Genomic DNA, 25,554 nt, shown 5'->3' on the forward strand with positions numbered 1-25,554 from the left:
TTTAATTAAACTGGTGCAAATTTCTTATTAAAAAAGAGTTTATTTGTTACCAAATTGTTATGTATTTTCAGTTAAAAATGAAGGTCGAAACCAATTCGGAACTCAATATTATCCGGCTCTCCACCCCGAGACGTATAATTGATATCGGTTTGAACCTTTAGTTTATGTCCAACAATATATTTTGAAGCTCCCAGTGTGTACTGCTCACTATTGTCAGATCCGGTGATTGGATCGAAACTCAAGTTGGTAAAACGGCCCGCGACCTCATAATTATTCTTGAACAAATACCCGGCTTGAAAGTTAAAAGCATTTCCTGTTAACACAACATCTCCGGTAGGATTTCCTTCGGCGTCCATGGCAGGAAGCCCGTTTTCTTCTACTGCTATAGGTGCATCAGCATCTCGATTCGCATATTCGGCCATGATAGAGAGTCCATCGTATTTAAACATAGCATCTACAAATATCGTGGTAATATCGGTTTTGTACAGTCCGGTAGAGGTAAACATATAAGACCCTAAATTGCTCCGGGTTTTTACAGCATCATCATTATAATCGTATGTAGCGGCCAGCATAAGCTTCGGAGTTTTTTCTCTTTTCAGATCGCTCTGAACATAGTCTCCTCCTCCCTCAAATTCACCAAATGGAAGTACTTCTATCCTTCCGGTGTATTGATGTCCCCCTAGGTTCCCGGATACAATATTTCGTCCTTCCCCTTGCGATAGTGCAAATTTTTCACGGATAATAAAGCTTTCTGAAAGATTAGCGTGATGGCGAATTTGAATTCCAAGGTCACGGTCTATATTAAAGCGGCTGTTGAGTAAAGACCGGTCGATAAGCTGAAGGTTTGCTGAGGATACCACGCGTTCTACGTTTCCGGGAAGTTTAGTTTGCCCGGCCCATAGTTCGAAATTCTCATAAAAATTCCACATAATAACAGCGTCGAGAATATATCTGGGAGCATTGCCTGTAAATTGATTTGCTCCCGAAATATCACGGTTAGACAAACCAAGTTCAATTTTGTACTTCAACTTTGGTGAATAAGCAAAACCGTCAAATTTTAATCGGGCTCTTCTTATAAGAAAGTTTTGTTCGGGCTTACCATATGAATCCCCGTCGTGATCCCATTGAGACATTGCTCTAAACTGAATACGAGGCGCAAATTTAACGCTCCATGAGCTGTCTTTAGCGACAAGATTAAGCATTCCCTTGCCAAACTTGGTTTCTGTAATTTCTTGTGAATTGGCAGAAATGCATACGCATAACATAGCCACAAGAGTGAGGTAATGACATTTCATTTAATATCGATTCTAGTTTTTGTCGTTGCAAAGAACCGATTTCTATGTTAAGTTAATGTTATGCCATCGTAAAGAAACCGAGATAGGCAGTAATTTGAGGCACTTTAACAAGTCTTTATTATCGTAATTGTTATTTTGTTTATATTTTTGGCCTTTGTTAAATCAAATTGTCTCTGTATAAGTTTGAAATTCCTACCAAAAATATTCTTGTCATTTTTTCTCAGCCTTACCCTATTGGCACCGGTGATCATAAATGTAATTACAATGGATCCGGATGCAATAGTAGTAACCAATATTCTAGAAGAAGAGAATAAAAATACACTACAGTTCGATGTGGATGAGAAAAAGGTAGTGCTGAATCTTTATAAATGGTTTCAGGATTTTCAATATACTTTGAAAGGCAAGAATAACCCTCATTATCGGGAAGCCTTCAGTAGCTATACCGTCACAATTCACCTACCCCCTCCTGAATTTATAGGCTAATATATTTTCAACGTTTTGTTTTAACTTGTTCAGTCTGAATTGTTATAGATTGAACCTATTTTATTAGCTATAATGAATAAATTATTTGATTTTAAACATTTTAAAGGAGACTTGTTTGGTGGAATTACTGCCGGAATCGTTGCTTTACCTCTTGCATTAGCTTTTGGTGTAAGTTCTGGTCTGGGTCCAAGTGCGGGTCTTTATGGTGCTATTTTCGTTAGCTTTTTTGCAGCTTTATTTGGTGGAACCAATACACAAATTTCGGGACCAACTGCACCAATGACAGCAGTGAGTATGGTAGTAATTGCGGGGATCATCGCCGTGAATGACGGAGATGTGAACAAAGCGCTACCTGCAATTCTTACTGTGTTCCTCTTGGCGGGACTAATGCAGATTGGACTGGGGGTGCTAGGTATAGGGAAGTATATAAAGTATATACCCTATCCGGTAGTTTCAGGATTTATGACTGCAATAGGTATCATTATCTTGGTTACCCAGATTCTTCCGGCTGTTGGATATTATCCAAAGGAGGATGCCGAATTTGTAGATCAGTTTAAACCACTCGCGGAAGAGTTAATTTTAGAGAATATCCTCAGAGAAGAAGCAGGAGAAGGCATATTGGTTTTGGAAGATTTTGAAGAGACCATAAAACGTTCTGAAACCATTTCTCAAGCAGATATTTTAAAAGAGTCACAGACACTTGCAGCAGCGAACGCTTCCGGTGTAATTGGTTCGATTAAAATGCTTCCTAAAGCGCTAAATAATATTAATTGGCTGGAATTGCTATTGGCATTAGGAACCATATTAATTATTTATGGTTTTAAACGCATTACCACAGCGGTACCCAGTACCTTGGTTGCGTTGTTGGTCATGTCGGGGATAGCATATGGATTTAGCCTTGATTATCGTCCCATTGAGCAGATTCCAAGTGGATTGCCCCTTCCTAATCTGGAAATATTTACCGGATTCAGCCTTGCCAGTTTAACCCCTTATATTTTCACGGCACTTACACTTGCCTTACTGGGAGCAATAGATTCATTGCTCACTTCGGTGGTGGCCGATAATATGACTAAGACCAAGCATAAACCAAACAAGGAATTAGTGGGTCAAGGTATCGGAAATTCTATAGGTGCTATTTTTGGCGGAATTCCGGGAGCGGGAGCGACCATACGAACGGTGGTAAATATAAAATCGGGAGGAAAAACTCGTCTTTCGGGTATGATGGCCGGGGTTTTATTGCTGGTGATCCTTTTGTCACTAGGTCCGGTAGCTTCACAAATTCCCGCAGCAGTACTAGCTGGAATCCTTATCACGGTAGGAATTGGAGTTATGGATTATAAAGGGCTAAAAGCAATTCCTAATATGCCCAAAGCCGAAGTTATTATTATGATAATTGTATTGGTACTGTCTTCGGTATGGAATCTCGTGTATGCAGTAGGCATTGGTTTAGTGATTGCTTCACTTATGTTTATGAAGAAAATGGGCGACCTTACTGCCGAGCGGTCCGATGTAAAACCATTATTAAAGGAACAGGCCTGGGACGATGAACATAATTTTCCTGAAGCTTTAAAAGAAGAAGTCTTTATAAAGCACATTAAGGGCCCGTTGTTTTTTGGTTCTACTAGTGATTTTCAGCAACTAGCTCAGCAGGTTCCGAACACGGCAAAAACTGTGGTCATACGTTTAGATCGTATGCAATATATGGATCAATCCGGGTTATATGCCATGGAAGATGTTCTTGTAGATTTGTCCCGTAGAAATATAACGGTGTTGTTTGTGGATGTACAAACCCAGCCGCGATACATGATGGAACGAATTGATATTATACCCGATCTTGTTTCTGAAGACCGGATTTTTAAAACATTCAAAGAATGTTTAAAGTGGATTAATGAAAATGTAAAAGATAAATATTAAGATATGAAAGCACATACAAAAGAAACGCAGGCCACTATGACCCCTCAAAAGGCGTTGCAATTTTTAAAAGAAGGGAATGAAAGATTTCAAAATAATCTAAGAGCCAACAGAAACTTGTTGCAACAAGTAAATCAAACTACCGATGGACAGTTTCCGTTTGCTACCATTTTAAGTTGTATAGACTCCAGAGTTTCTGCCGAACTGGTATTCGATCAGGGGTTAGGAGATATTTTCAGTATTCGTATTGCGGGTAACTTTGTCAATGAAGATATTTTAGGAAGTATGGAATTTGCCTGCAAGCTTGCCGGGACTAAACTACTTGTAGTATTGGGACATACCAGTTGTGGGGCAGTAAAAGGGGCTTGTGATCACGCCAGACTTGGAAACCTCACTAAGCTTATAAATAAGATTGAGCCTGCGGTAGAAGCGGTAAACGAGCCTACAGACGAAAACCTTCGCAATTCTTCAAACCTGGATTTCGTAGATAAAGTTGCTGCAAAAAATGTGGAAATGGCTATAGATAATATCAGAAAAGAAAGCCCGATACTAAAAGAAATGGAGGAGAAAGGTGAGATTAAAATTGTGGGTGCTATGTATGATATAAGTACCGGAAGTGTTTCATTTAACTAAGTGAAGCAGGTTCTTTATTGAATTATAAATCCCGCCTTTTGGCGGGATTTTGCTTTTTACAAGAGAGGCTATCTTTGTATGGATAGCCTCTACACTTTTAAATCTAGTTGACAAAAACTAATCGATCTATGAAAAGTGCTGTTCAAAGAAAGGAGGTTTGTGTAGTCTTATTGTCACCTAAACTTTAAAAAAACATTAAGTTACATGAGATCGTTCCATACAACAATATTAATTACATAAAAAACTGAAAAACAAATATTTAAAAGTTTAATGTAAAATTAACGTTAAGTAAACCTTTCATAATTGTTAAGTATTTAATATATTTGAGTAAGCATTTATCAATTAAAAGATTCACTATGAAAAATACGTTAATACTTTTGGCATTGTTACTAACGGTGGGAGTTGCCTTCGGTCAAAAAATTAAAAAGGATACTTTCGTAAAAAATGGAGAGCTTATTGAAGCTACTTTGTATCATGACAATGGAGTGATCGCTCAGACCGGCTTTTACAATGCTCAGAATAAATTAACGGGTGAGTGGACAAGTTACGATACCTTAGGAAACAAAACAGCAGTTGGGACTTATGTGAATGGTGAAAAGACAGGAACCTGGTTTTTTTATCAGGGAAACGAGATCAAGGAGGTTTCGTATATGAACTCAAAGATCGCCAAGGTCAAATCATGGACATCCGGTGAAACCAGAGTTGTTTCTAACCGATAAAAATTAATAAGAGAAAAAAAGACCCTCTTTCAAGGGTCTTTTTTTGTTTAACACATTTAATAATCAATTAAAAAGTAAGACTATAACTCAGACTTATTTTTTGTCCGGGATTCCATTTACTATATATCTGATCTGTGGCGCCAAAAGATTCATAAATGCTTTCTATATCGTCATCCAACAAGTTTTCAAATCGTAAACCTATCGTAGACTGATTGTTTTCACCAAATCTTTTGGATATGTTTAATTTCACATTGTGAAAGGGTAAAGTGAAAACATCGGGGATATCTTCACTTCCAACAATTTGCAGGGTCTTACCCTGAGTGTTGTAAAAAACACCTCCCTGCCATCCGGAGTCTTCGTCTTCATAATTAAATCCAATATTAATTAGATAAGGTGACTGCCCCTGTAGCTGACGATTATCATCCAATGTTTCACCATCTCTCAAATTATCAAGCCGGCTTGATCGCTCGTCGGTACTGTATTCCTGTTGTGATTCAATTAAAGAAAGATTTACATTAAGGTCAATATTGCTTAATCCGGTAATAAAGCCAAGATTCTTCCGCACTTCTAGTTCACCTCCAAACACCATGGCATCTCCTAAATTTAATGGTGTAAACTGCCCGGTAGCTCCTCGGATAAACGAGAGCTCAATAGGATCTTTAAACGACTTGTAGAATCCGCTTACTGCAAAGAAATCACCACCTTCTCCATACTTTTCATACCGGATATCGAAGTTATCAATATATGAGGGCTGAACATGTATGTTTCCAATAAAGAATGTACTGTTTATAGGATCAAATATTTCAGCAAGTGAAGCTTCTTTAAACGACGGTCTAGCGGTTGTTCTTGAATAGGATGTTCTAATTTTTTTGTCTGCCTCTTCATTTAGATCGAAGATTAAATTGGCCGATGGGAAAAAATCGGACTTATCAATGATGGTTGTATCGTCAAAAATATCCCCTTGCTGGTTCTGTCCTGTATATATAAGATCATATTTTTCGAAGCGAACACCGAGAATAGCATTAAACCAGTTGTTTATCTTAAATTCTTCAGAAATATATGCCGCACCAATTGTGATCTCCGAATCGAAGGCATCAGATTCATTCGAATCCTCTCTTACATAAACCCCACTGTTGGTTTCAGCATCGTATATATTTTCTTCAGATAATAATGCATCGGGATCACCGCCAAATATCGTACTTGCTATGTTAATTAGGGGGAAGGAATATTTTTCAATCGAAAAATCACGTTGCTTATAGGTGTATGCTCCTCCAAATTTTAATTTCGCATCATAACCAAATAATTGATGTTTACGATCTATTCCAAGTTTCCCCGAAAGATTCACTTCTTCCAGATCTCTAAAATATCGGCTTGCGTCCCCTGATTCACTGGGTTCAATCGTAAATATTTCTTCATTGGTTTCAGGATCAATCGTTACTCGAAACGGAGTTACTCTAAAATCCTTGTCGTACACCAATGCAAGAGAGGGTGATAGCTTGTATTCAATGGTCCAGTTTCCTTCATCCAGCGAATGTTTTCCGCTGAAAAGCATATTGGAAATGGAACGTTGGGTATATATAAGGTTGTCTTTCTTTATATCGTTAGAATTATTTACCCGGTTCGACTGTCTGAAAATTGAGGCTTCAGATTCACCATTCTGGATATGCAGGAAATTGATTCGGTATTTAGACTTTTCAGTTTTAAAGGATAATCCAGCCAATCCGCTAATAAGCACGTTATTATTTCCAACTTCCCCGGTTTGAGTTCGGTCGGGACGCAACTCCAAGACAGAAGAATCCTGATCGTCCAGTCTAAAAACTTGCCCGTCTATATATTCATCATAATAAGCAGTTTCATTTCTGTAGGAAAGAGAAGCTAAAAATCCCAGTTTATTTTCTCCTATATCAAAGGAATTACCCGCAGTAGCCGAGAAGTTTACATCCATCAAACTTTTCTCACGCTGGGCAGCGAGTGTATTTTCAAAACGACGGGTTAAAATTTCAACTACTTCCCCGTTTTGTTGGGGTAAAGGGATTTCCTGAGCTGAAGGAATAGGATTATCACGAAGTCCGTCGTCAAAGCCTAAGTAGTCAGTTCCACTTTTGGCATCTACCAAATAGTCATTCTTAAAATGAAAGTCGGAATTATATCCCAAGCCGATCGAAAGACTGTATTGCTCACTACCGGGAATATCTTTGGTTACGATGTCCACAACCCCTCCGGTAAAATCGGCGGGCTGATCGGCAGTAGAAGATTTTATTACAATAATATTGTCCAGAATCTGGGTAGGAAAAATATCCAATTGGAGGGTGTTACGGTTTGGATCAAGTCCCGGTACGTCTACGCCGTTTAAAATAGACTTGGTATATCGATCACCGAGACCTCTTACATAAACAAATTTCCCTCCTTGTACCGAAACACCCGGAACATTTTTAACAGCACTGGCAATATCACTGGCGCCCGACTTTTTTATGGATTCTACTGAAAGGCCATCCAATAGTACAACAGAGTTCTTTTGAAAACTTAAAACGGCCGATTCAGTATTTTGACGGGCTGTGGCCGTAACCACAACCTCATCAAGTTGTCCCGCACTCGCATTGAGGGTAACATTGATCGTTGTAGTCCCTCCTGCTTCTACAGAGATATCTGTGATTTCTTGTGTTTGATACCCTACAAATGAATACACCAGAGTATAGGTTCCTGCTTCTAGCTCGAGGGCATAGATCCCGTCAAAATCTGATGTAGTTCCCTTTTGAGTATCCTTAACGATAACATTTGCAAAAGCCAGAACGTCGTTAAATTCTCCATCATTTATTTTTCCTGAAATGGTTCCGGATTGTGAAAAGGCAAGACCGGATATAAAGAAGGTAATGAAGAAATGTAATAGTGTCTTTTTCATTTATTTGTCTTAAAAATATTATGTAAAACAATTGCTCGCCTTTTAAAAAAGCGAGCAATTGCGGCTGATATTTAAATAATTATAAATTGGGTATTCGCGATTAAAAAGCTCCTCTTGAACTTGCATAAGTCCAGCCAAAGGAACTAAGGTTAGCACCACCTGTTGTTCCATTTGCAGACCAGTTGGCAGCTCTTGTTGTAAAATCAGGGTTTAGGATAATTTCGGTTTCTCCGGTTCCGGTCTTTTCAATAAAGATTTCATTGGCCGGGGTTACATCTACAACCCAGTTCTGAAAAATTATATCTCCGTTTAAAAAGTTTTGTGCTACTCCGTTATTGTCAAGCTCAACATCCGATTCAGCTTTAAACCCAATAGCCAGAACGTTTTTTGTGGTTCCCATAGCACCATCTCTATAGTCGGCATATTCTCCGTTCTCGGTGTTGAGGTTCCCAATCATGGTAAGGCCATCAATCACAAATGAGCCAAGTAAAGACCCTTCAGGACCATCGATTTCCAATCCGTGATCTGAGATATCTCCGAGAACAACTACAGAATTTGTTATGGTTCCCGAATAAGCCTGGTCTATATCGAGTCCGTCATCTCCTTGAGCCCAAACTACAATGTTTGATGCATTTACTGTACCCCCGAAGAATTCAACTCCGTCATCTACATTACCTACCACTTCAATATTGGAAATTGTAGTTCCGCTTCCAACACCACCCAACGTAAGTCCGTTAATTTCATTTCCTTCTCCTATCAATGTTCCTCCATGACGAATAGAAACATAATTTAAAGTCCCGGAATCATCACCCGGATTGTTGCCACCATAGAGTCCGTTGGTGTCACTTGCCGGTATTCCTTCAATTTGTGCCTGTGTAGCGTTTCCGTCGACTGAAATTGGAGCTCTACCCAGAATTAGTAAACCACCCCAAAGTCCTCTGTCGTTTTGAGATAAATTTGAACCCGAAGATTGGCCCACCTGTATGTTATCTGCTATTGAGGTGAAAATAATTGGATTGCTCGCAGTACCGTTGGCTTCAATTTTTCCACCTCTGGCAATGATAAGTGTTGAAGCGTTTGCTTCCTGTCCGGCAAATGCCTTTATAACAGTACCTTCTTCTATACTTAGTGTAACACCGTCGGTTACTGTAACTCTTCCTTCCAGCTCCCAGATAAGGTCGTTGGTTAAAGTCATATCCTCCGTGATCTGTCCGGAAAGACGAGTGTTAACTACAGAGCCGTCGTCACCATCATCTGTCGGTATCACAGTTCCGTTGTCATCTCCGCTGCAGCTTACTGCAAAAACCATTGCAGTTAGTGCAAAAATTGTTACGTAAAAATTTTTCATTGTTTTCAAAGTGTTATTGATTTATTGGTTTAAATTTTCATTGCAAATAAACAAGCACAATGTAAAGTTGGTGTTAGTTACAGATTACTAGTTCTTTATTCTAAGGTTATCTAAACGTTAATCACAGACCTTCTTTAATTTTTTGCACGGCACCCCTAATTTGGTATCTTGCATCCTTAAACGAATCAACTATGATGCAATGGGAACAGTTGCTATCCCTGAAACGACAAGGGGATATAAATAAGCGCCTGCGAACCGAACAGGATGAAACGCGACTGGGATTTGAAGTAGATTACGACAGAGTGATCTTTTCGTCGGCCTTTAGAAGTCTTCAGGATAAAACGCAGGTCATTCCACTTTCCAAAACATCTTTTGTACATACCCGCTTAACACATAGTCTTGAAGTCTCGGTAGTGGGAAGATCTTTGGGAAGAACCGTTGGAAAGGCAATTCTCGAAAAACACCCTCAGTTACAAACCGTCCACGGACATCATTTTAATGACTTTGGGGCTATAGTGGCGGCTGCGGCTTTGGCACATGATATAGGAAACCCACCCTTCGGACATAGCGGAGAAAAAGCGATTGGAGATTATTTCCAAAACGGAAACGGTAACAGATTTAAGGCGAGGCTTTCCGATAGTGAGTTTCAGGATCTTATTGATTATGAAGGTAATGCCAACGGTTTCAAAATTCTCACAGAGAGTAAGCAAGGCGTAGAAGGGGGATTGCGATTGTCGTTTGCAACATTGGGAGCATTCATAAAATATCCTAAAGAATCACTTCCGAAGAAACCCACTAAACATATAGCCGATAAGAAATACGGAGTCTTTCAGAGTGAAATTCCCTTCTTTACTGAAGTTGCCACTGAGCTTGGATTACAACCAAGAGCTAAGGGAACGAGCATTAGTTATTGCAGGCACCCGCTTGCCTATTTGGTAGAAGCTGCAGATGACATTTGTTATACTATAATCGATTTTGAAGACGGAATTAATCTCGGATTGATCGAAGAGGAGGTTGCCCTCGAATATCTTATTAATCTTGTTAAGGACACGATCAATAGAGAAAAATACAACAGTCTGAAAAAAGCATCAGACCGATTAGCATATCTGCGATCTTTGGCGATTAACACCCTTATCACTGAGGCATCCGGTATTTTTCTTCACCACGAAGAACAAATACGATCCGGAGATTTTTCAGAAGCATTGCTGGATAAGAGTAAGTTTAAGGCACAAATTGATGATATTCTTAAAATAAGTATAGAAAAGATCTATAAAAGCAACGAAGTGATTGAAAAGGAGATCGCCGGATATACGATACTATCTACCTTATTGGACACCTATACCACTGCCTTTGAAAACCATCTCAATAATAGGGCGCGGCATTACGACAAACTCATTTTAAAGGAATTCGACGGAATGTTGGATAACAAAGCTTCTGAATATGAATATTTAATGGAATGCTGCAATTATATTTCACGACTTACCGATGGTAATGCCCTTCAGATCTTTCAAAAGATAAAAGGAAATCTTTAATGAAACGATTTAATTGCCTTTAGTATTTTTTCTGAAGAGATCCCTGCCAGATCGTGTAATTCGGTTACGGTGCCGTGCTCCGGAAAACAATCGGGAATTCCAAGAATCTCAATTTTATTGTGGTACTGATGGCGTACTGCGAATTGTGAAATTACACTTCCGAAGCCACCATTTATAACACCGTCTTCCACTGTAATGATGTGGGTATACTCTGAAAAAATCTGATGCAATAATGCTTCGTCCAGAGGTTTTAAAAATCGCATATCGAAATGCCCCACTGTCGAACTATCATCCAACGATTCAATGGCAGCTGAAACATTAGAAGCGATAGCACCTATACTTAGCACAGCAATTGTACTACCGGATTTGAGCGTTTCTGCGTGGCCCATTTTAATTTCTGAAAAGGGAACCTTCCAGTCTAAGATGGTTCCTCTGCCCCGCGGATATCGTATCGCGATAGGATGTTTCAGTTCCAGTTGAGTGGTATACAAGATGTTGCGAAGTTCAATTTCATTTCTGGGGGCAAAGATCATTAGATTAGGGATACAATTTAGATAAGCGAGATCGAAGATCCCATGATGTGTGGCCCCGTCTTCTCCCACGATGCCCGCACGATCCAAACAAAATATTACAGGAAGATCCTGTAAGCAAACATCGTGAATTAACTGATCGTAGGCGCGTTGAAGGAAGGTAGAATATATGTTACAATATACAGTGAGGCCCTGTGTTGCGAGCCCGGCAGCAAATGTCACGGCATGTTGTTCGGCGATTCCCACATCGAAGGCGCGTTCAGGGAATGCATCCATCATAAATTTCAAGGAACTTCCGGTAGGCATGGCGGGAGTAATTCCCACGATCTTTTCATTCTTACCGGCGAGTTCCACCAGGGTTTTTCCGAATACATCCTGAAATTTGGGCGGCAGAACAGTAGTTCTATCCTTGGGTAGTAAGTCTCCGGTTTCGGCATCAAATTTTCCGGGAGCGTGGTATTTCACCTGATCTTCTTCAGCTTGCCGCAGTCCTTTTCCCTTTTTGGTAATTACATGAAGTAATTTCGGACCTTTTATATCTTTTAATCTGTTTAATTCTGAAATTAGTTTTGAGATATCATGCCCGTCTATAGGTCCGGAGTAGTTGAAATTTAAAGCTTCAAATACATTGTCTGTTTCAGGGGCACCGTCCAGTGTTACTTTAGTTAGGTAGTCTTTAAGTGCGCCTACACTCGGGTCTATGCCTATCGCATTGTCGTTCAGGATCACCAGGAGGTTCGTAGAGGTAACTCCGGCGTGGTTAAGCGCTTCAAACGCCATACCACTGGCTATGGATGCATCTCCTACCACGGCAATGTGCTGTCTGTGGACAGCACCTGTCAATTGCGAAGCAATTGCCATACCCAGCGCAGCTGAGATTGCCGTGCTGCTGTGCCCGGTTCCAAAGGCGTCGTATTCACTTTCACTTCGTTTTGGAAAACCGCTTATACCGTTTAAACGTCTGTTGGAATCGAAGATATCTTTTCTTCCGGTAAGGATCTTATGGCCGTAGGCCTGATGCCCTACATCCCAAATAAGAAGATCTTCGGGAGTATTAAAGACATAATGCAATGCAATAGTGAGTTCGACCACTCCAAGACTTGCTCCCAAATGGCCTTCTTTTACCGCAACGATATTAATTATAAAATCACGAAGTTCCCTGGAAAGTTGAGGCAGTCGATCTTCGGGAATTTTACGCAGATCTTCGGGAAATTTAATACTATGAAGCAGTCTGTCCGGCATTGTACAAAGATACGGTTATTCGCCGTTCGTAAACAGGGATTCCTTAATTTTGAATTTTAAACATTCCATAAAAGATGCTCAAACCTTACGATGATAACTATTTTATGAAACGGGCACTGCAGGAAGCAGAACAGGCTTATGTAAAAGGGGAAATTCCAATAGGTGCGGTGATCGTAAGTAATGATCAGATCATTGCCCGGGCGCATAACCTTACCGAAACATTGAACGATGTCACTGCACATGCCGAAATGCAGGCGATTACCGCAGCGGCAAATTATTTGGGAGGGAAGTATCTCACCAAGTGTACATTGTATGTCACTATAGAGCCTTGCCAGATGTGTGCGGGAGCGTTGTATTGGAGTCAGATATCCAAGATTGTATACGGTGCCAGAGATGAGCAACGTGGATGTATTTCTTTAAACACCAAATTACACCCTAAAACGACCATGACCGGAGGAATATTGGAAAATGAAGCGGCTCATCTTCTTAAAAAATTCTTTATAGAGAAACGGAATTTAAACTAAAAAAACCCGCTTCATTGGAAGCAGGTTTTTGGCTAGCGGTTGGTATGATATATCTATTCGTGAATGACGCGCACTTGTGCCGCAACCATTCCTTTTCGTCCTTCTTCTTCAACATACTCTACTTTGTCGCCCTCGTTAAGTGCCTCACCATTAAGACCTGTTACGTGTACAAAGATGTCTTTGCCGGTTTCATCATTGGTGATAAAACCGTAACCTTTTGATTCGTTAAAAAACTTTACTGTTCCTTCCATTGTAAATAAAAAATAAATTAATAATAAGAAACAAAGGTAGTATATATGGCGGGATAGGGAAGTATTTTGTTAAGAATTTTTACAAAACAACTGATTTATAGCTTCTTATCTTTACTGAATTTCCTCATTTTTTCTATGTTCTCTTTAGTGAGCATATAGTCTTTTACGCTTCTTTTCCGCCAGCGATAATAAATAAATAACGGCATAAGTATAAAAACACCAGTCACGATAGAAATTCCGATTAAAAAATCCCCTGTTGCAAAATTGTCCGGCTTTATATAAAACCCTATACCTCCACAAATAAGGATTGAAAAGAATAATATGATTATAACGTACTTCATAATTTTATCTTCCTGAAAAGTCTATGAGTTTCCTTCGGTATGCAGTTAGTAATTTTGATTTAGAAACAAATCCGTAATATTTGCCCTTGGAGATTACCGGGAGATTCCATGCTCCCGAATCCTGAAATTTTTTCATGACCTGCGTCATTTTATCTTCGGCTAAATTAATAATTGCCGGGGGATTTTGCATGAGATCACGGGCAATTACTTCATTGTACAACGATTGATCGAACATAACCGGTCTCAGATCATCTAATAAGATGATTCCTTCCAAGGCCTGAGTTTCGGTATTGACGACCGGAAATATATTGCGATTTGATTTTACAACGGCTCTGTGTACGATCTCTCCTAAAGTAAGATCGGGTGATACTGAAATAAAATTCTGTTCCACTACCGAACTAATGTTCATTAATGTGAGCACAGCATGATCCTTGTTATGGGTGATCAACTCTCCTTTACGTCCTAATTCCATGGCGTAAACCGAATGTGGAACAAAGTATTTTGTGATAGAAAATGAAATGGCAGCTGTGATCATTAACGGTACAAAAAGCTCATAACCACCGGTTACCTCTGCAATCAAAAATATAGCTGTTAAAGGTGCGTGTAAAACCCCTGCCATTAAACCCGTCATCCCAACCAGCGTAAAATTACTTTCCGAAACCTGTGTGGAAAGGATTCCGGTTGAATTAATGATCTTCGCTACACAATATCCCATGATGCTTCCCATAAATAGCGTAGGAGCAAATATACCACCAACACCTCCCGCACCAAATGTCAGGGAGCTGGCCACTACCTTAAACAACACTAATCCAACTAACAATGCAATGACCATCCATACATTGCTCAGGTCGAGATTAAAAATGTTGTTTTCCAATGCTTTTTCAGGGTTTCCCTGCACCAGATTATTTATCACGTCAAAACCTTCCCCGTAAAGTGGAGGAATAAAATAAACCAAAACTCCTATTCCGAGTCCGCCGATTATCAATCGCTTCACAGGAGACCCTATCCGCTCAAAGAATTTCTGAAAACGTTCGTAAGTTTCGGTAAAATAAATGGAGACGAAACCGGCGATTATTCCCAGGAGAATGTAAAACGGAATATTGCCCATAGTAAATTCATCCTGAATACTAAAAGGGAGCAGAATATCATTTCCGAAGAAAAAATACGAAGTAAGTAATGATGAAACCGAGGCTAATAATAAGGGAATTAACGAGACCAACGTAAGATCGAGGCTAAACACTTCCACCGCGAAGATAATGGCTGCGATCGGTGCTTTAAAGATCGACGCCATAGCGCCCGCAGCTGCACAACCTATGAGCAGAGTGCGGGTTGCCTGATTCATATGTAACAAACGGGAGAGGTTTGAGCTTAAAGCTGCTCCCGTGGCAACGGTGGGGCCTTCAAGCCCTACCGAGCCTCCAAACCCTACTGTGATCGGTGCCGTGATCAAGCTTCCGTACATTTGGAATTGACGCATTATTCCTTTTTTCTTTGAAATAGCAAAAAGGGTCGCCGGAATGCCCTGAGTGGGAGGGTTTTTAATAAAATATTTTATAATAAGGTAGGTTAATCCCAATCCGATAATGGGAAAAATAAAATAGAATGCAGTTTGGTACTCTTTAATGAGTGTGCCCTTTAAGAGCAGTTCTATAAAATGTGTTCCGTTCTTTATGAGTACCGCTCCAATACCCGACAAAAAACCAACAACAATGCTTACAATAAAAACGAACTGCTTGTGCGGAATATGCTTCAAACGCCAGATGAGGAATCGCGTAAGTAATGTTCGCTTTTGATTAGGCATATATCAGATAAAAAATCCTGCAAAGCAGGATTTGTGGTTATTTTAAATCTAGCCGAAGACCGAGCTCGTTAAGCTGAGCCTGATCCAAAGGGGCAGGAGCATCGATCATTACATCTCTTCCTGCATTGTTCTTCGGAAAGGCAATAAAGTCCCTAATGGTTTCTTGTCCGCCAAGAATAGCAACCAATCGATCCAGTCCAAAAGCAATTCCTCCGTGTGGTGGCGCACCAAACTGAAACGCATCCATTAAAAATCCAAATTGTTCTTTTGCCTCATCCGGAGTAAATCCAAGATAATCGAACATTTTAGCCTGTGTTTTTTTATCGTGAATACGAATCGATCCTCCTCCAATTTCATTTCCGTTCAATACCAGATCATAGGCATTTGCTTTTACCGCGCCCGGATCAGACTCCAAAAGTTGCATTTGGCCGGGTTTTGGACTGGTAAACGGATGGTGCATGGCATGATAGCGCTGAGTATCCTCATCCCACTCCAACAACGGAAAGTCTATAACCCAAAGCGGGGCAAATTCATTGGATTTACGCAACCCAAGTCGCTGTGCCAACTCCATACGAAGCGCACTTAACTGTCCTCTCACTTTATTCTGATCTCCCGAAAGCACACAAATTAGATCTCCTTTTGAAGCACCTGTGGCCTCCGCCCATCGGGCAAGATCCTCCTGATCATAAAATTTATCGACCGAAGATTTAAAGCTTCCGTCTTCATTACAACGAACATATACCATTCCCAAAGCCCCTATCTGAGGTCGCTTTATCCAATCTATCAATTGATCTATTTCCTTTCGCGTGTACTTATTTCCTTCAGGAACAGCAATACCTACGACCAATTCTGCCGAATTAAAGACATTGAAATCCTTGTGCTGCGCAATAGCGTTCAATTCGCCAAATTCCATTCCGAAGCGAATATCGGGCTTATCGTTCCCATAACGCTTCATCGCTTCCTCATAGGTCATTCTCGGGAAATTTCCCGGTGCTACACCGTGGATTTCTTTTAGCAAATGACGTGTTAACCCTTCGAAGGTGTTTAAAATATCCTCCTGTTCCACAAAAGCCATCTCACAGTCGATTTGGGTGAACTCAGGTTGTCTGTCGGCACGAAGATCTTCATCACGAAAACATTTTACGATCTGAAAATATTTGTCCATTCCACCTACCATTAGCAACTGCTTGAAAGTTTGTGGTGACTGCGGAAGGGCGTAAAACTGCCCTTCGTTCATCCGAGAAGGAACAACAAAATCACGAGCCCCTTCGGGAGTGGATTTAATTAGATATGGTGTTTCAACCTCCACGAAATTCTTGTCTGAAAGATAATTGCGGACAGCCATGGTTACCTTATGACGAAAAATAAGGTTTTCTCGTACCGGATTTCTTCGTATATCCAAATACCTGTATTTCATTCGAAGATCTTCCCCGCCATCAGTCGCATCTTCTATCGTAAACGGAGGCGTTAAGGCTTCGTTGAGTATATCGAGTTTGGAAACGAGAATTTCGATCTCGCCTGTAGGCATATTCGGATTCTTGGATTCACGCTCTATAACGGTTCCAGTAACCTGAATGACGAATTCCCTACCCAATTTTGCAGCTCGATCCATCATCTCTTTGGGAGTGGATTCCTCATTAAAAATAAGTTGAGTGATTCCGTAGCGATCCCTAAGATCTACCCAAATTATAAATCCTTTATTTCTTATTTTCTGAACCCAACCCGATAGGGTCACTTCCAGATTAATATCGTTTGCGGTCAATTGACCATTTGTATGCGTTCTGTACATTGAAGCTTGATCGAATTATACTCAGTATTGCGAGTGAAGCTGCAAAGTTAAAAAGATATTGATGATTGCAGATATTTTGAAGGCTATTATTATATGATTTTCAGGTTCTTCTAAAAATATCTGTGTTAATATGTGTGTAAATGCAATAAATTCATAAAATCTTTAGTAATTTCGGAGAATTAACCTAAAATTAACAACTATGAAACAAAACAACTCTAATCGCAGGATGCTCCTGCTATTATTATTTATTTTTCCGTGTTTTGTGTTTGCACAAACAACCATAACCGGAACAGTAAACAGTGACAAAGGGGATACGATTCCTTTCGCAAATGTAATTGAGAAAGGAACCACCAATGGAACGACTACCGACATGGATGGTAATTTTTCTATTCAGGTTTCAACTGTACCGGCGACCTTAGTATTTTCGTCTTTAGGATTTGAAACTGTGGAGCAACAGGTATCATCGGCTGGAGCTATTTCTGTGACTATGGCCGAATCTGCCGAAGCGCTCGAAGAAGTTGTAGTAACCGGACTGGCTACTTCAGTAAAAAGAACCAATTCCGCTAACGCAGTAGCTTCAATATCGGCCGAAGAACTAACAGGTACAACACCACCACCTACACTGGATGGAGCGTTGTACGGGAAATTTGCCGGAGCTATTGTAAATGCAAATTCCGGAGCACCTGGTGGAGGATTGTCGATCAAACTACGTGGTGCTACCTCACTTCAGGGAAACATCCAGCCATTATATATTATTGATGGAGTGTATGTAGATAACTCTTCACTTGCAGCAGGTCTTAATGCTGTTTCCGCTGCCGCCGCAGGAGGAAGTGCTTCTAACCAGGATAACCCAACGAACAGAATTGCAGATATTAACCCTGAGGATATTGAGAGTATTGAGATTCTTAAAGGTGCGTCTGCAGCGGCAATCTACGGATCGCGTGCAGCTGCCGGGGTGGTGATCATCACAACCAAAAAAGGTAAAGCTGGAGAAACTAAATTCAGATTCTCTCAATCTACCGGTTGGAACGAGGCCATAAACTTATTAGGTCTTAGAGATTACACTACCGAAAGAGTCCGTACTTCATTTGGGGATGCTGCGGCACAGGAATTTAATCTTGCGCGTGCTCAGGGTAGGCTAATTGATTATGAAAAGGAGATTTACGGAGAACACGGGTTTATAAGCATCACCAACTTTAGTATGAGCGGTGGAGACGATAAATCTAAATTCTATGCCGGGGTAAGTCATAATAACGAAAATGGTATTGTACAAAATACCGGTTATGAAAAAACCTCGCTACGTCTAAATCTGGATCACAAGCCTAAAGATTATTTAAAGCTTGCATTAAGTACGAATTATATCTATTCTTCTTCAGATAGAGGGTTCTTTAATAATGATAACTCCGGAACCACTATTGGGGTAACCCTTACCGGTACTACTCCGTGGTTACAGTTATTCCCTGATGAGAATGGAGTATATCCGGACAATCCTGCAGGGGCATCTAACCCACTACAAACACGTGATCTGGTTAGAAATAATGAAACTGTAAACCGTGTTATTATGGGTGGATCGGCTAATCTTGATATATATCGTGCCGATAATTCAAATCTTGAATTGATACTTCGAGGCGGTTTGGATTTCTACGGTCAACAATCTAGAGCGATCTTTCCAAAAGAGCTTCAATTTCAAAAATTGATCAACGGTGGTCTTAACGGTGTATCCGTTCAAGGTGAAACTCAGAATAAGAATTATAACTTATCTGCTTTCCTTGTACATAATATAAATACCGATAGCGATATTAATTTCAGAACTCAAGCAGGTCTTACTAGAGAGTATTTCGACCAAAATACGCAGTTAATTACAGCGTCAGGATTGGTTGCTTCTGAAACCAACGTCGATCAGGCTGCCAATACTGGGGTGAATCAAACCCGACTTTTACAGGAAGACTCAGGATTCTTTGCACAGGAAGAAATTAACTTTAAGGATATGTTTATTGCTACTGTTGGTGTAAGAGGGGATAAGTCCTCGAACAATGGAGATGCAAATGAATTATTTTACTATCCTAAAGCATCACTTGCAGTAAATCTTAATGAAATGGGCTTCTGGGGCGATGGTTCTGTTTGGAATCAATTTAAGCTTCGAGCAGCCTACGGTGAGGCAGGAAACTTCCCTCCTTTTGGAGCCTTGTTTACTTCCTATAATGCCTTTTCAACCGACGGCTTGTTAGGAATTAGCCTTATTGGAATTAGAGGTGATGGATCGTTAAAATCGGAAAGACAAAAAGAACTTGAATTTGGTACAGACCTTGGTTTCTTTGATGGACGTTTATCCCTCTCCGGAACCTATTATATCAAAACAATTGATGATCTAATCCTTCGGGCAGCCTTAGAACCTTCAACAGGTTTTACCACTCAATTCGTAAATGCAGGAGAGCTTCAGAACAAGGGTATCGAACTTTCATTGAATGCTACGCCTGTGATCACGGATGATTTTCAATGGGACCTCAGTGTAAACTTTTTTAAGAATACATCAGAGATTACTCGATTAGATGTGCCAGCATTTAATGTTGGAGCTTTTGGAGCAACTTTGGGAACCTATAGAATCGAAGAGGGCTCAAGTGCAACTCAAATCGTTGGTATTGGACCAAACCCGGGTGAAAACGGATTCCAGCAATTTGGAGATTCAGAACCTGACTTCCAGATGGCATTTAACAATAGCCTGAGATATAAGAACTTCGACCTGTCTTTCTTATGGCAATGGAAAAATGGTGGGGAGAATATTAATCTTACCACATTGCTTTCCGACTTAAATGGTACGACCCATGATTATGATGATATCGCACTAGACCCAGAAGGTCAGTTAGGTAATGGAGATTATAGATTGAGTCAGTTAGGCTCTTCAGCAGAAGTGTTTGTAGAAGATGCGTCATACCTTCGTTTACGGGAATTAGGTCTTTATTATACCATTAATAAAAGAGCCATGTCCGGAGTGTTAGGTGGGAATATAGACAGTGTTCGCTTAGGATTTTCCGGAACTAACTTGATCAATATTTTCGACTATAACAGTTACGATCCTGAGGTGTCTAACTTTGGTGGCGGAACAATCTTTACAGGAGTAGAGGTAACTCCATTTCCATCTTCAAAAAGATTCTTATTTCACGTAGCAGTTAACTTTTAAAAAAAAATTATTATGAAAAAACACATATATAAAATTTTGTTCTTTGCTTCGATCATGACAACATTGGTGTCCTGTGAAGTAAAAGAATTTTCAGACCTAAACAGTCCGGAGGTAGATGCCTTCCGGGAGAACCTTACGAGGGGGGACTTACAAGATCTGGTTGGAGGGATCCTCTACAGTTCCAGAGTAACCTTAGGAACCTATTTTGACGACAACGGGATCATTGGAAGAGAATATTACAGATTCTCAAGTTCCGATCCTCGTTTTACGACCGATCTGCTGGGTGGGGATAATTCGGTATTAGACAACAATACCTTTTATATTACCAATCCCTGGGCAGCAAGATACCGAACCGTAAAGAATGCAAATTTAATTCTCGAATTCCTTGATGGTCAGGATACGTCAGCTCAATTTACGAATCAGGAAGTTACTGCAACAGAAGGATTTCTTAAAACCTTTATCGCTTATGAATTACTGCTTAACTTGAATCTTACCGACGAGAATGGGATTCGTGTTGATGTAACCGATGAAAATAACTTAGGGCCTTTTGTTTCTAAATCTGCAGCATTGTCCGCAATACGAGCGATGTTAGTAGACGCGGCTTCAGACCTGTCCAATGGTGGTGGAAGCTTTCCGTTTCTTCTATCTTCAGGATTTGCAGGATTCGACGACCCTTCATCATTTCTTCAGTTTAACAAAGCAATTTCAGCACGTGTAGCTGCCTATCAGGGAGATGACGCTGCCGTTTTAAATTTCTTAGGAGATTCATTCCTGAACTTGAGCAGTGGTGACCTGGATACAGGAGTATACTATACCTTCTCTGAAGATCAAACTAGTTTGATCAATCCACTATTTATCTCAGTTGGAGGATCTTCTGCTGCTCAGGCACGTATCGTAGAGCCTTCGTTCTTTACAGATGCTGAAACAGGGGATACCAGGGTTGCTGCAAAGACCGCACAACTTAGTGGGCCTGTTACTTTAGATGGACTGGAAGGAGATCATATAGTCTTCGTATATCAATCTAACGATCAGCCTATCGCTATCATAAGAAACGAGGAGTTAATTCTTTTGTATGCTGAAGCGAATATTTCTATAAATCCCGCCGAATCTGTAGCAGCCCTGGATCTAATTAGAGCCAGTGCAGGCTTAGGACCATATACCGGTGGATTAGATGCGGCCTCTCTTACCGATGAGATGCTTCATCAGCGCAGATATTCCTTATTTGCTGAAGGACACAGATGGATAGACATGAGACGATATGGACGATTAGGAGATCTTCCATTGGCAAGACCGGATGATGATGTTTGGGATAAATTCCCAATTCCATTGACCGAGAATCAATAATAGGTTAATAAAAACAAAAAACCCTCTTCAAATCGAAGAGGGTTTTTTAATTCTTGATCTTTTTAATTATGCCGGATTTAATTTTCCGGTTTTGTCTTCTGAAAATCTGATCTTCGCACGATTCAGCAAATAAAACATCGTAGGCACAATCACCAGAGTTAAGAAGGTCGCAAAACTCAATCCGAAGATGATCGTCCATGACATTGGACCCCAAAAAATGGTATTGTCTCCGCCAATATAGATCTGCGGATCGAATTCAGTAAACAAGGTAAAGAAGTTAATATTAAACCCAATAGCTAAAGGAATCAACCCTAAGATCGTGGTTATCGCTGTTAAGAGTACCGGTCTTAAACGATTCTTTCCGGCCGCGATTATAGCTTCTCGATAATCGGTTCTGCTTAACAACTCATCTTCTCCTATTCCTAATTCTTCCTTTTTACGGTCAATGAGCAATTGCGTATAATCGATGAGTACGATCGCATTGTTCACCACGATACCCGCTAGTGATATGATCCCCATCATCGTCATAATGACCACGAAATCCATCTGAAAGATCACCAACCCAAACAATACCCCTATAAAACTTAAGATTATCGCTACAAAAATGATAATAGGCTTAGATACCGAATTAAACTGAGCAACAATAATGAGTAGTATTAAGGCCAAAGCGATCACCAAGGCTGAAAATAAAAAAGCCATGTTTTTATCCTGCTCTTCCTGTTCCCCTGTAAAATCGTATGAAATTCCGCGCGGAAACTCATAATTAGCAAGCGATCCTTCTATTTTCTGAACGATCTCGGTAGCATTAGCACCTTCCAAAACATTAGAATAAATGGTAATAACGCGCTTTAAATCTTTTCTTTTAATAGAACTGAAGGTGGCAATATTTTCGGTCGTAACCAGAGCCGAAATCGGAACACTTCTAAGGACCCCTTTATTGTCGCGAAATGTTATATTTTGATTGAAAAGAGCACTTTCATTATACCGGTTTTCGTTTCCGAAACGAACAAAAATATCATAGTCATCTTCCCCTTCCTTATAGGTAGACGAATCGAAACCGTAAATAGCACTACGTAATACCTGACCCACCTGAGCGGTACTTACTCCAAGCTCTCCAGCCTTCTTGCGGTCTACAAACACCTCCATTTCAGGTTTATTCTGATTAACATCCAGCTTCAGTTCTTCAATACCGGGTATCGACTGACTGTTAATATATTCCTGAACGTTTTGTGCTTCAGCCAGTAGTTGGTCGTAATTATCACCTTTTAATTCAAGATTTATGGCATACCCAGCCGGTGGTCCATTTGCATCTTTGTCCACAATAACGCTTACTCCAGGATAGCCCTGTACTGCATTTCGCAATTCACTTAGTACATCACCACTGCTCACTTTATCCCCATCTTCATCATAACGGTATTTGAATTCCCTGAACAAAACGGTTACTTTTCCCCGGTGAGGCATTTCGTTTGTCGAAGCTCCATCGGTTTGAGGGTTCCCGGCACCTTCACCCACCTGAGAAATAATTGACTCTGCCATAAAATTGTACGGCTCGCCATCCTTCATATACTTGTACTTGTCCAATACATCAAATACCTGTTGTTCAATAGTACGAGTAATCTCATTGGTCTTTTCAATATCGGTGCCTTCAGGATATTCTATATAAACGATAGCCTGATTTGGCTGGTTCTCCGGAAAGAACAATATATTGGGCTGAGCCAATCCGAAGACTATAAAAGATAAGATCAATAATCCGAAAGTTCCGAAAACGAATTTATAGGCATTACTTCCTCGTAAAGCAAAATCCAGAAATTTATCATATCTGCGCTCTAAAGCCGGCAGCCATTTCTTCTGGAATTTCTTAGATCCGGGAGTAAGCACATACTTAAAGAACCATAATAATGCCGCGACAAAAACAAATAAGTTTCCAAAGCCAATCAATGTGCTGGGGCTTCCAACGGCACCCAGTATACTAAATAGAATTCCAACGGCAAGTAATCCCAACCCTTGCTTTAAAAGTGAGGTTTTCGCTCTGTTCTTCCATCCAATGAATGACATTACCAGTGCTGCGATGAGCACTATGGTCCCTAAAATCTGAAATATAAGATGCGTTTCGGTTAAGCCTGAAATTATAAGTAATCCTCCAAAGATCAATAAGGCCAGACTTATCCTGAACAAACTCTTTTTCGAGATCTCACCTTCTTCGGTTTTCATTAATACCGAAGTTAACATTGAGTTTATGACGAGCGCCACGAACAACGAAGAAAATAGTACCATGGCCAGAGTAAGCGGGAAATAGATCATAAATTTCCCCATTATACCGGGCCAGAACCCCAACGGTAGAAATGCGGCAAGAGTCGTGGCCGTAGATGCAATAATGGGCCATGCGATCTCTCCCACTCCCTGTTTAGCCGCTTCCAATCTGGGAACCCCTTCATCCATGAGACGATATACGTTTTCGACCACAACGATCCCGTTATCCACCAGCATTCCGAGTCCCATGACCGTAGCAAATAATACCATGGTGTTAAGCGTGATATTCATCCCCAGAAATCCTCCAAAGATCGGTAGGATAAGGAATGACAATAAAATCGATAGCGGGATAGCAATACCTACAAATAGTGCATTTCGAAAGCCCAGAAAGAACATTAAAACACTAACAACCAGCAAGACCCCAAATATGATACTGTTCTCTAGCTCGGCTACCTGCGCTTCTGTGCGCGTAGATTCGTCACTGGTTATAGATATTTCCAGATCGGTTGGTAAGTAGGTCCCTTTTGCTTCATTAATTATTTCCTTGATCTGCGCTATAGCGGCGATCATGTTTTCACCGCTTTTCTTTTTGATACTCAACATGACCACAGGCTCTCCATACTCACGTGCATAGGTGGTTTTGTCTTTTTCTCTAAAATTTATGGTCGCAACATCACGCAAGAGTACAACGCCGCCATCTTCCTTTACCACGATATTTTCGAGGTCGTTGGGTTTGTCGATCTCGCCAATTACCCTGATATTTCGTCTAAGACCATTCTCAATAACATTTCCTCCCGAAATGGTGACATTCTCATTCTGAATGGCTTGTATCACCTGATTTAAACTGAGATTGGCAGCAGTCATTTTATAGACATCCACCGCAACCTCTACTTCCTTATCCTGAACCCCAAGAAGGGTGGCTTCCTTGATCTCCGGGAGATCTTCGATCTCGTCCTGAAGATCTTCAGCAAACTCCTTTAGCTGCTCACTGGGATAGTCTCCTTTCAAATTAATTTGAGCGATGGGAGTTATTTCTGAAATATTGAGATCGAACGCATTGGGCTCGACCTTAGCTCCTCCATCGATGGTAGGCCAGTCCTGTTGCGCTTTTACAGCATCGATCTTATCTTTTACCTTAACCTTTGCCTCTTCAGGGGTAATGGTTTCTTCAAATTCTACCGTGATCATGGAATAATCCTGAAGTGAATTGGATGTGATCTTGGTAACTCCCGAAATATCATTGATCTCTTCTTCCAAAGGTTTGGTTATCAACTTTTCGACATCTTCGGCCGCATTACCGGGAAATATGGAACTTACATAGATCTTTGATTCAATGATCTCCGGAAAGGATTCCCGGGGTAAATTTATATACGACATTAACCCGCCAATTAGGACGATCCCAATAAGCACAAATACCGTCATACGGTTATCTATCGCCCAGTTAGAAAGTCCGAAATATTTTTTCTTTTGTTCCATTATGGTCC

Annotated in this window: 17 protein-coding genes; 8 read left to right on the forward strand and 9 right to left on the reverse strand. The window is 40.4% G+C overall.

The window, feature by feature from the left end:
* Positions 1 to 71 precede the first annotated feature (71 nt).
* Positions 72 to 1,295 carry a porin gene (locus ALE3EI_RS05760; RefSeq protein WP_186991832.1) on the reverse strand — a complete coding sequence of 408 codons (1,224 nt, stop codon included), beginning with the start codon at positions 1,293 to 1,295 and terminating at the stop codon, positions 72 to 74.
* Positions 1,296 to 1,502: 207 nt separating this feature from the next.
* Here ALE3EI_RS05760 and ALE3EI_RS05765 point away from each other — a divergent pair, with 207 nt between their 5' ends.
* From ALE3EI_RS05765 to ALE3EI_RS05780, 4 genes are all read left to right on the forward strand, one after another.
* The gene (locus ALE3EI_RS05765) at positions 1,503 to 1,778 is read left to right on the forward strand and encodes a hypothetical protein (protein ID WP_186991834.1); all 276 of its coding nucleotides are present in this window, start codon (positions 1,503 to 1,505) and stop codon (positions 1,776 to 1,778) included.
* A gap of 72 nt (positions 1,779 to 1,850) precedes the next feature.
* Entirely contained in the window at positions 1,851 to 3,692 is a 1,842-nt protein-coding gene (locus tag ALE3EI_RS05770) for a SulP family inorganic anion transporter (RefSeq protein WP_186991836.1), read from the forward strand.
* Positions 3,693 to 3,695: 3 nt separating this feature from the next.
* Complete coding sequence (locus ALE3EI_RS05775; RefSeq protein ID WP_186991838.1) at positions 3,696 to 4,322, forward strand: carbonic anhydrase family protein; 627 nt, start codon at positions 3,696 to 3,698, stop codon at positions 4,320 to 4,322.
* Positions 4,323 to 4,678: 356 nt separating this feature from the next.
* Positions 4,679 to 5,041, forward strand: a complete 363-nt coding sequence (locus tag ALE3EI_RS05780) for a toxin-antitoxin system YwqK family antitoxin (RefSeq protein ID WP_186991840.1) — start codon at positions 4,679 to 4,681, stop codon at positions 5,039 to 5,041.
* 67 nt (positions 5,042 to 5,108) lie between these two features.
* On the opposite strand, the gene ALE3EI_RS05785 is transcribed toward ALE3EI_RS05780, so the two are convergent.
* Positions 5,109 to 7,940 (reverse strand): TonB-dependent receptor, encoded by a 2,832-nt coding sequence (locus tag ALE3EI_RS05785; protein WP_186991842.1) that lies wholly within the window; start codon positions 7,938 to 7,940, stop codon positions 5,109 to 5,111.
* A 100-nt stretch (positions 7,941 to 8,040) separates the two neighbouring features.
* The gene (locus ALE3EI_RS05790) at positions 8,041 to 9,288 is read right to left on the reverse strand and encodes a hypothetical protein (RefSeq protein WP_186991844.1); all 1,248 of its coding nucleotides are present in this window, start codon (positions 9,286 to 9,288) and stop codon (positions 8,041 to 8,043) included.
* A gap of 194 nt (positions 9,289 to 9,482) precedes the next feature.
* Here ALE3EI_RS05790 and dgt point away from each other — a divergent pair, with 194 nt between their 5' ends.
* Positions 9,483 to 10,820 (forward strand): dGTP triphosphohydrolase, encoded by a 1,338-nt coding sequence (dgt, locus tag ALE3EI_RS05795; protein ID WP_186992314.1) that lies wholly within the window; start codon positions 9,483 to 9,485, stop codon positions 10,818 to 10,820.
* Here the strand turns inward: dgt and ALE3EI_RS05800 are convergent.
* Positions 10,817 to 12,592 (reverse strand): 1-deoxy-D-xylulose-5-phosphate synthase, encoded by a 1,776-nt coding sequence (locus ALE3EI_RS05800; protein WP_186991846.1) that lies wholly within the window; start codon positions 12,590 to 12,592, stop codon positions 10,817 to 10,819. The two genes, dgt and ALE3EI_RS05800, sit on opposite strands and share 4 nt — an antisense overlap.
* A gap of 74 nt (positions 12,593 to 12,666) precedes the next feature.
* On the opposite strand from ALE3EI_RS05800, the gene ALE3EI_RS05805 reads away from it, so the two are divergent.
* Entirely contained in the window at positions 12,667 to 13,116 is a 450-nt protein-coding gene (locus ALE3EI_RS05805; RefSeq protein ID WP_186991848.1) for a nucleoside deaminase, read from the forward strand.
* Between the two features lie 53 nt (positions 13,117 to 13,169).
* Here ALE3EI_RS05805 and ALE3EI_RS05810 read toward each other — a convergent pair whose 3' ends face one another.
* The 4 genes from ALE3EI_RS05810 to aspS form a co-directional block, all read right to left on the reverse strand.
* Complete coding sequence (locus ALE3EI_RS05810; RefSeq protein WP_186991850.1) at positions 13,170 to 13,367, reverse strand: cold-shock protein; 198 nt, start codon at positions 13,365 to 13,367, stop codon at positions 13,170 to 13,172.
* Between the two features lie 95 nt (positions 13,368 to 13,462).
* Complete coding sequence (locus ALE3EI_RS05815) at positions 13,463 to 13,708, reverse strand: hypothetical protein (RefSeq protein WP_186991852.1); 246 nt, start codon at positions 13,706 to 13,708, stop codon at positions 13,463 to 13,465.
* 4 nt (positions 13,709 to 13,712) lie between these two features.
* The gene (locus ALE3EI_RS05820) at positions 13,713 to 15,509 is read right to left on the reverse strand and encodes a chloride channel protein (RefSeq protein ID WP_186991854.1); all 1,797 of its coding nucleotides are present in this window, start codon (positions 15,507 to 15,509) and stop codon (positions 13,713 to 13,715) included.
* A 37-nt stretch (positions 15,510 to 15,546) separates the two neighbouring features.
* Positions 15,547 to 17,298: an aspartate--tRNA ligase gene (aspS, locus tag ALE3EI_RS05825; protein WP_186991856.1), complete on the reverse strand. Its 1,752-nt coding sequence runs from the start codon at positions 17,296 to 17,298 to the stop codon at positions 15,547 to 15,549.
* 199 nt (positions 17,299 to 17,497) lie between these two features.
* Between aspS and ALE3EI_RS05830 the strand changes: the two genes are divergently transcribed.
* Both ALE3EI_RS05830 and ALE3EI_RS05835 read left to right on the forward strand, forming a co-directional pair.
* Positions 17,498 to 20,476 (forward strand): SusC/RagA family TonB-linked outer membrane protein, encoded by a 2,979-nt coding sequence (locus ALE3EI_RS05830; RefSeq protein WP_186991858.1) that lies wholly within the window; start codon positions 17,498 to 17,500, stop codon positions 20,474 to 20,476.
* A 12-nt stretch (positions 20,477 to 20,488) separates the two neighbouring features.
* The gene (locus ALE3EI_RS05835; RefSeq protein WP_186991860.1) at positions 20,489 to 21,820 is read left to right on the forward strand and encodes a RagB/SusD family nutrient uptake outer membrane protein; all 1,332 of its coding nucleotides are present in this window, start codon (positions 20,489 to 20,491) and stop codon (positions 21,818 to 21,820) included.
* A gap of 66 nt (positions 21,821 to 21,886) precedes the next feature.
* Here ALE3EI_RS05835 and ALE3EI_RS05840 read toward each other — a convergent pair whose 3' ends face one another.
* On the reverse strand, positions 21,887 to 25,546 hold the full coding sequence (locus tag ALE3EI_RS05840; protein WP_186991862.1) for an efflux RND transporter permease subunit: 3,660 nt from the start codon (positions 25,544 to 25,546) through the stop codon (positions 21,887 to 21,889).
* Between the last annotated feature and the right edge of the window lie 8 nt (positions 25,547 to 25,554).

Origin of the sequence: Constantimarinum furrinae, assembly GCF_014295415.1 — a bacterium.
Classification (GTDB): Bacteria; Bacteroidota; Bacteroidia; order Flavobacteriales; family Flavobacteriaceae; genus Constantimarinum; species Constantimarinum furrinae.

Coding starts and splice junctions, on each gene's coding strand:
- ALE3EI_RS05760 (WP_186991832.1), bottom strand. CDS start 1,295: ATGAAATGTCATTACCTCACTCTTGTGGCTATGTTATGCGTATGCATT.
- ALE3EI_RS05770 (WP_186991836.1), top strand. CDS start 1,851: ATGAATAAATTATTTGATTTTAAACATTTTAAAGGAGACTTGTTTGGT.
- ALE3EI_RS05775 (WP_186991838.1), top strand. CDS start 3,696: ATGAAAGCACATACAAAAGAAACGCAGGCCACTATGACCCCTCAAAAG.
- ALE3EI_RS05780 (WP_186991840.1), top strand. CDS start 4,679: ATGAAAAATACGTTAATACTTTTGGCATTGTTACTAACGGTGGGAGTT.
- ALE3EI_RS05785 (WP_186991842.1), bottom strand. CDS start 7,940: ATGAAAAAGACACTATTACATTTCTTCATTACCTTCTTTATATCCGGT.
- ALE3EI_RS05790 (WP_186991844.1), bottom strand. CDS start 9,288: ATGAAAAATTTTTACGTAACAATTTTTGCACTAACTGCAATGGTTTTT.
- dgt (WP_186992314.1), top strand. CDS start 9,483: ATGCAATGGGAACAGTTGCTATCCCTGAAACGACAAGGGGATATAAAT.
- ALE3EI_RS05800 (WP_186991846.1), bottom strand. CDS start 12,592: ATGCCGGACAGACTGCTTCATAGTATTAAATTTCCCGAAGATCTGCGT.
- ALE3EI_RS05805 (WP_186991848.1), top strand. CDS start 12,667: ATGCTCAAACCTTACGATGATAACTATTTTATGAAACGGGCACTGCAG.
- ALE3EI_RS05810 (WP_186991850.1), bottom strand. CDS start 13,367: ATGGAAGGAACAGTAAAGTTTTTTAACGAATCAAAAGGTTACGGTTTT.
- ALE3EI_RS05815 (WP_186991852.1), bottom strand. CDS start 13,708: ATGAAGTACGTTATAATCATATTATTCTTTTCAATCCTTATTTGTGGA.
- ALE3EI_RS05820 (WP_186991854.1), bottom strand. CDS start 15,509: ATGCCTAATCAAAAGCGAACATTACTTACGCGATTCCTCATCTGGCGT.
- aspS (WP_186991856.1), bottom strand. CDS start 17,298: ATGTACAGAACGCATACAAATGGTCAATTGACCGCAAACGATATTAAT.
- ALE3EI_RS05830 (WP_186991858.1), top strand. CDS start 17,498: ATGAAACAAAACAACTCTAATCGCAGGATGCTCCTGCTATTATTATTT.
- ALE3EI_RS05835 (WP_186991860.1), top strand. CDS start 20,489: ATGAAAAAACACATATATAAAATTTTGTTCTTTGCTTCGATCATGACA.
- ALE3EI_RS05840 (WP_186991862.1), bottom strand. CDS start 25,546: ATGGAACAAAAGAAAAAATATTTCGGACTTTCTAACTGGGCGATAGAT.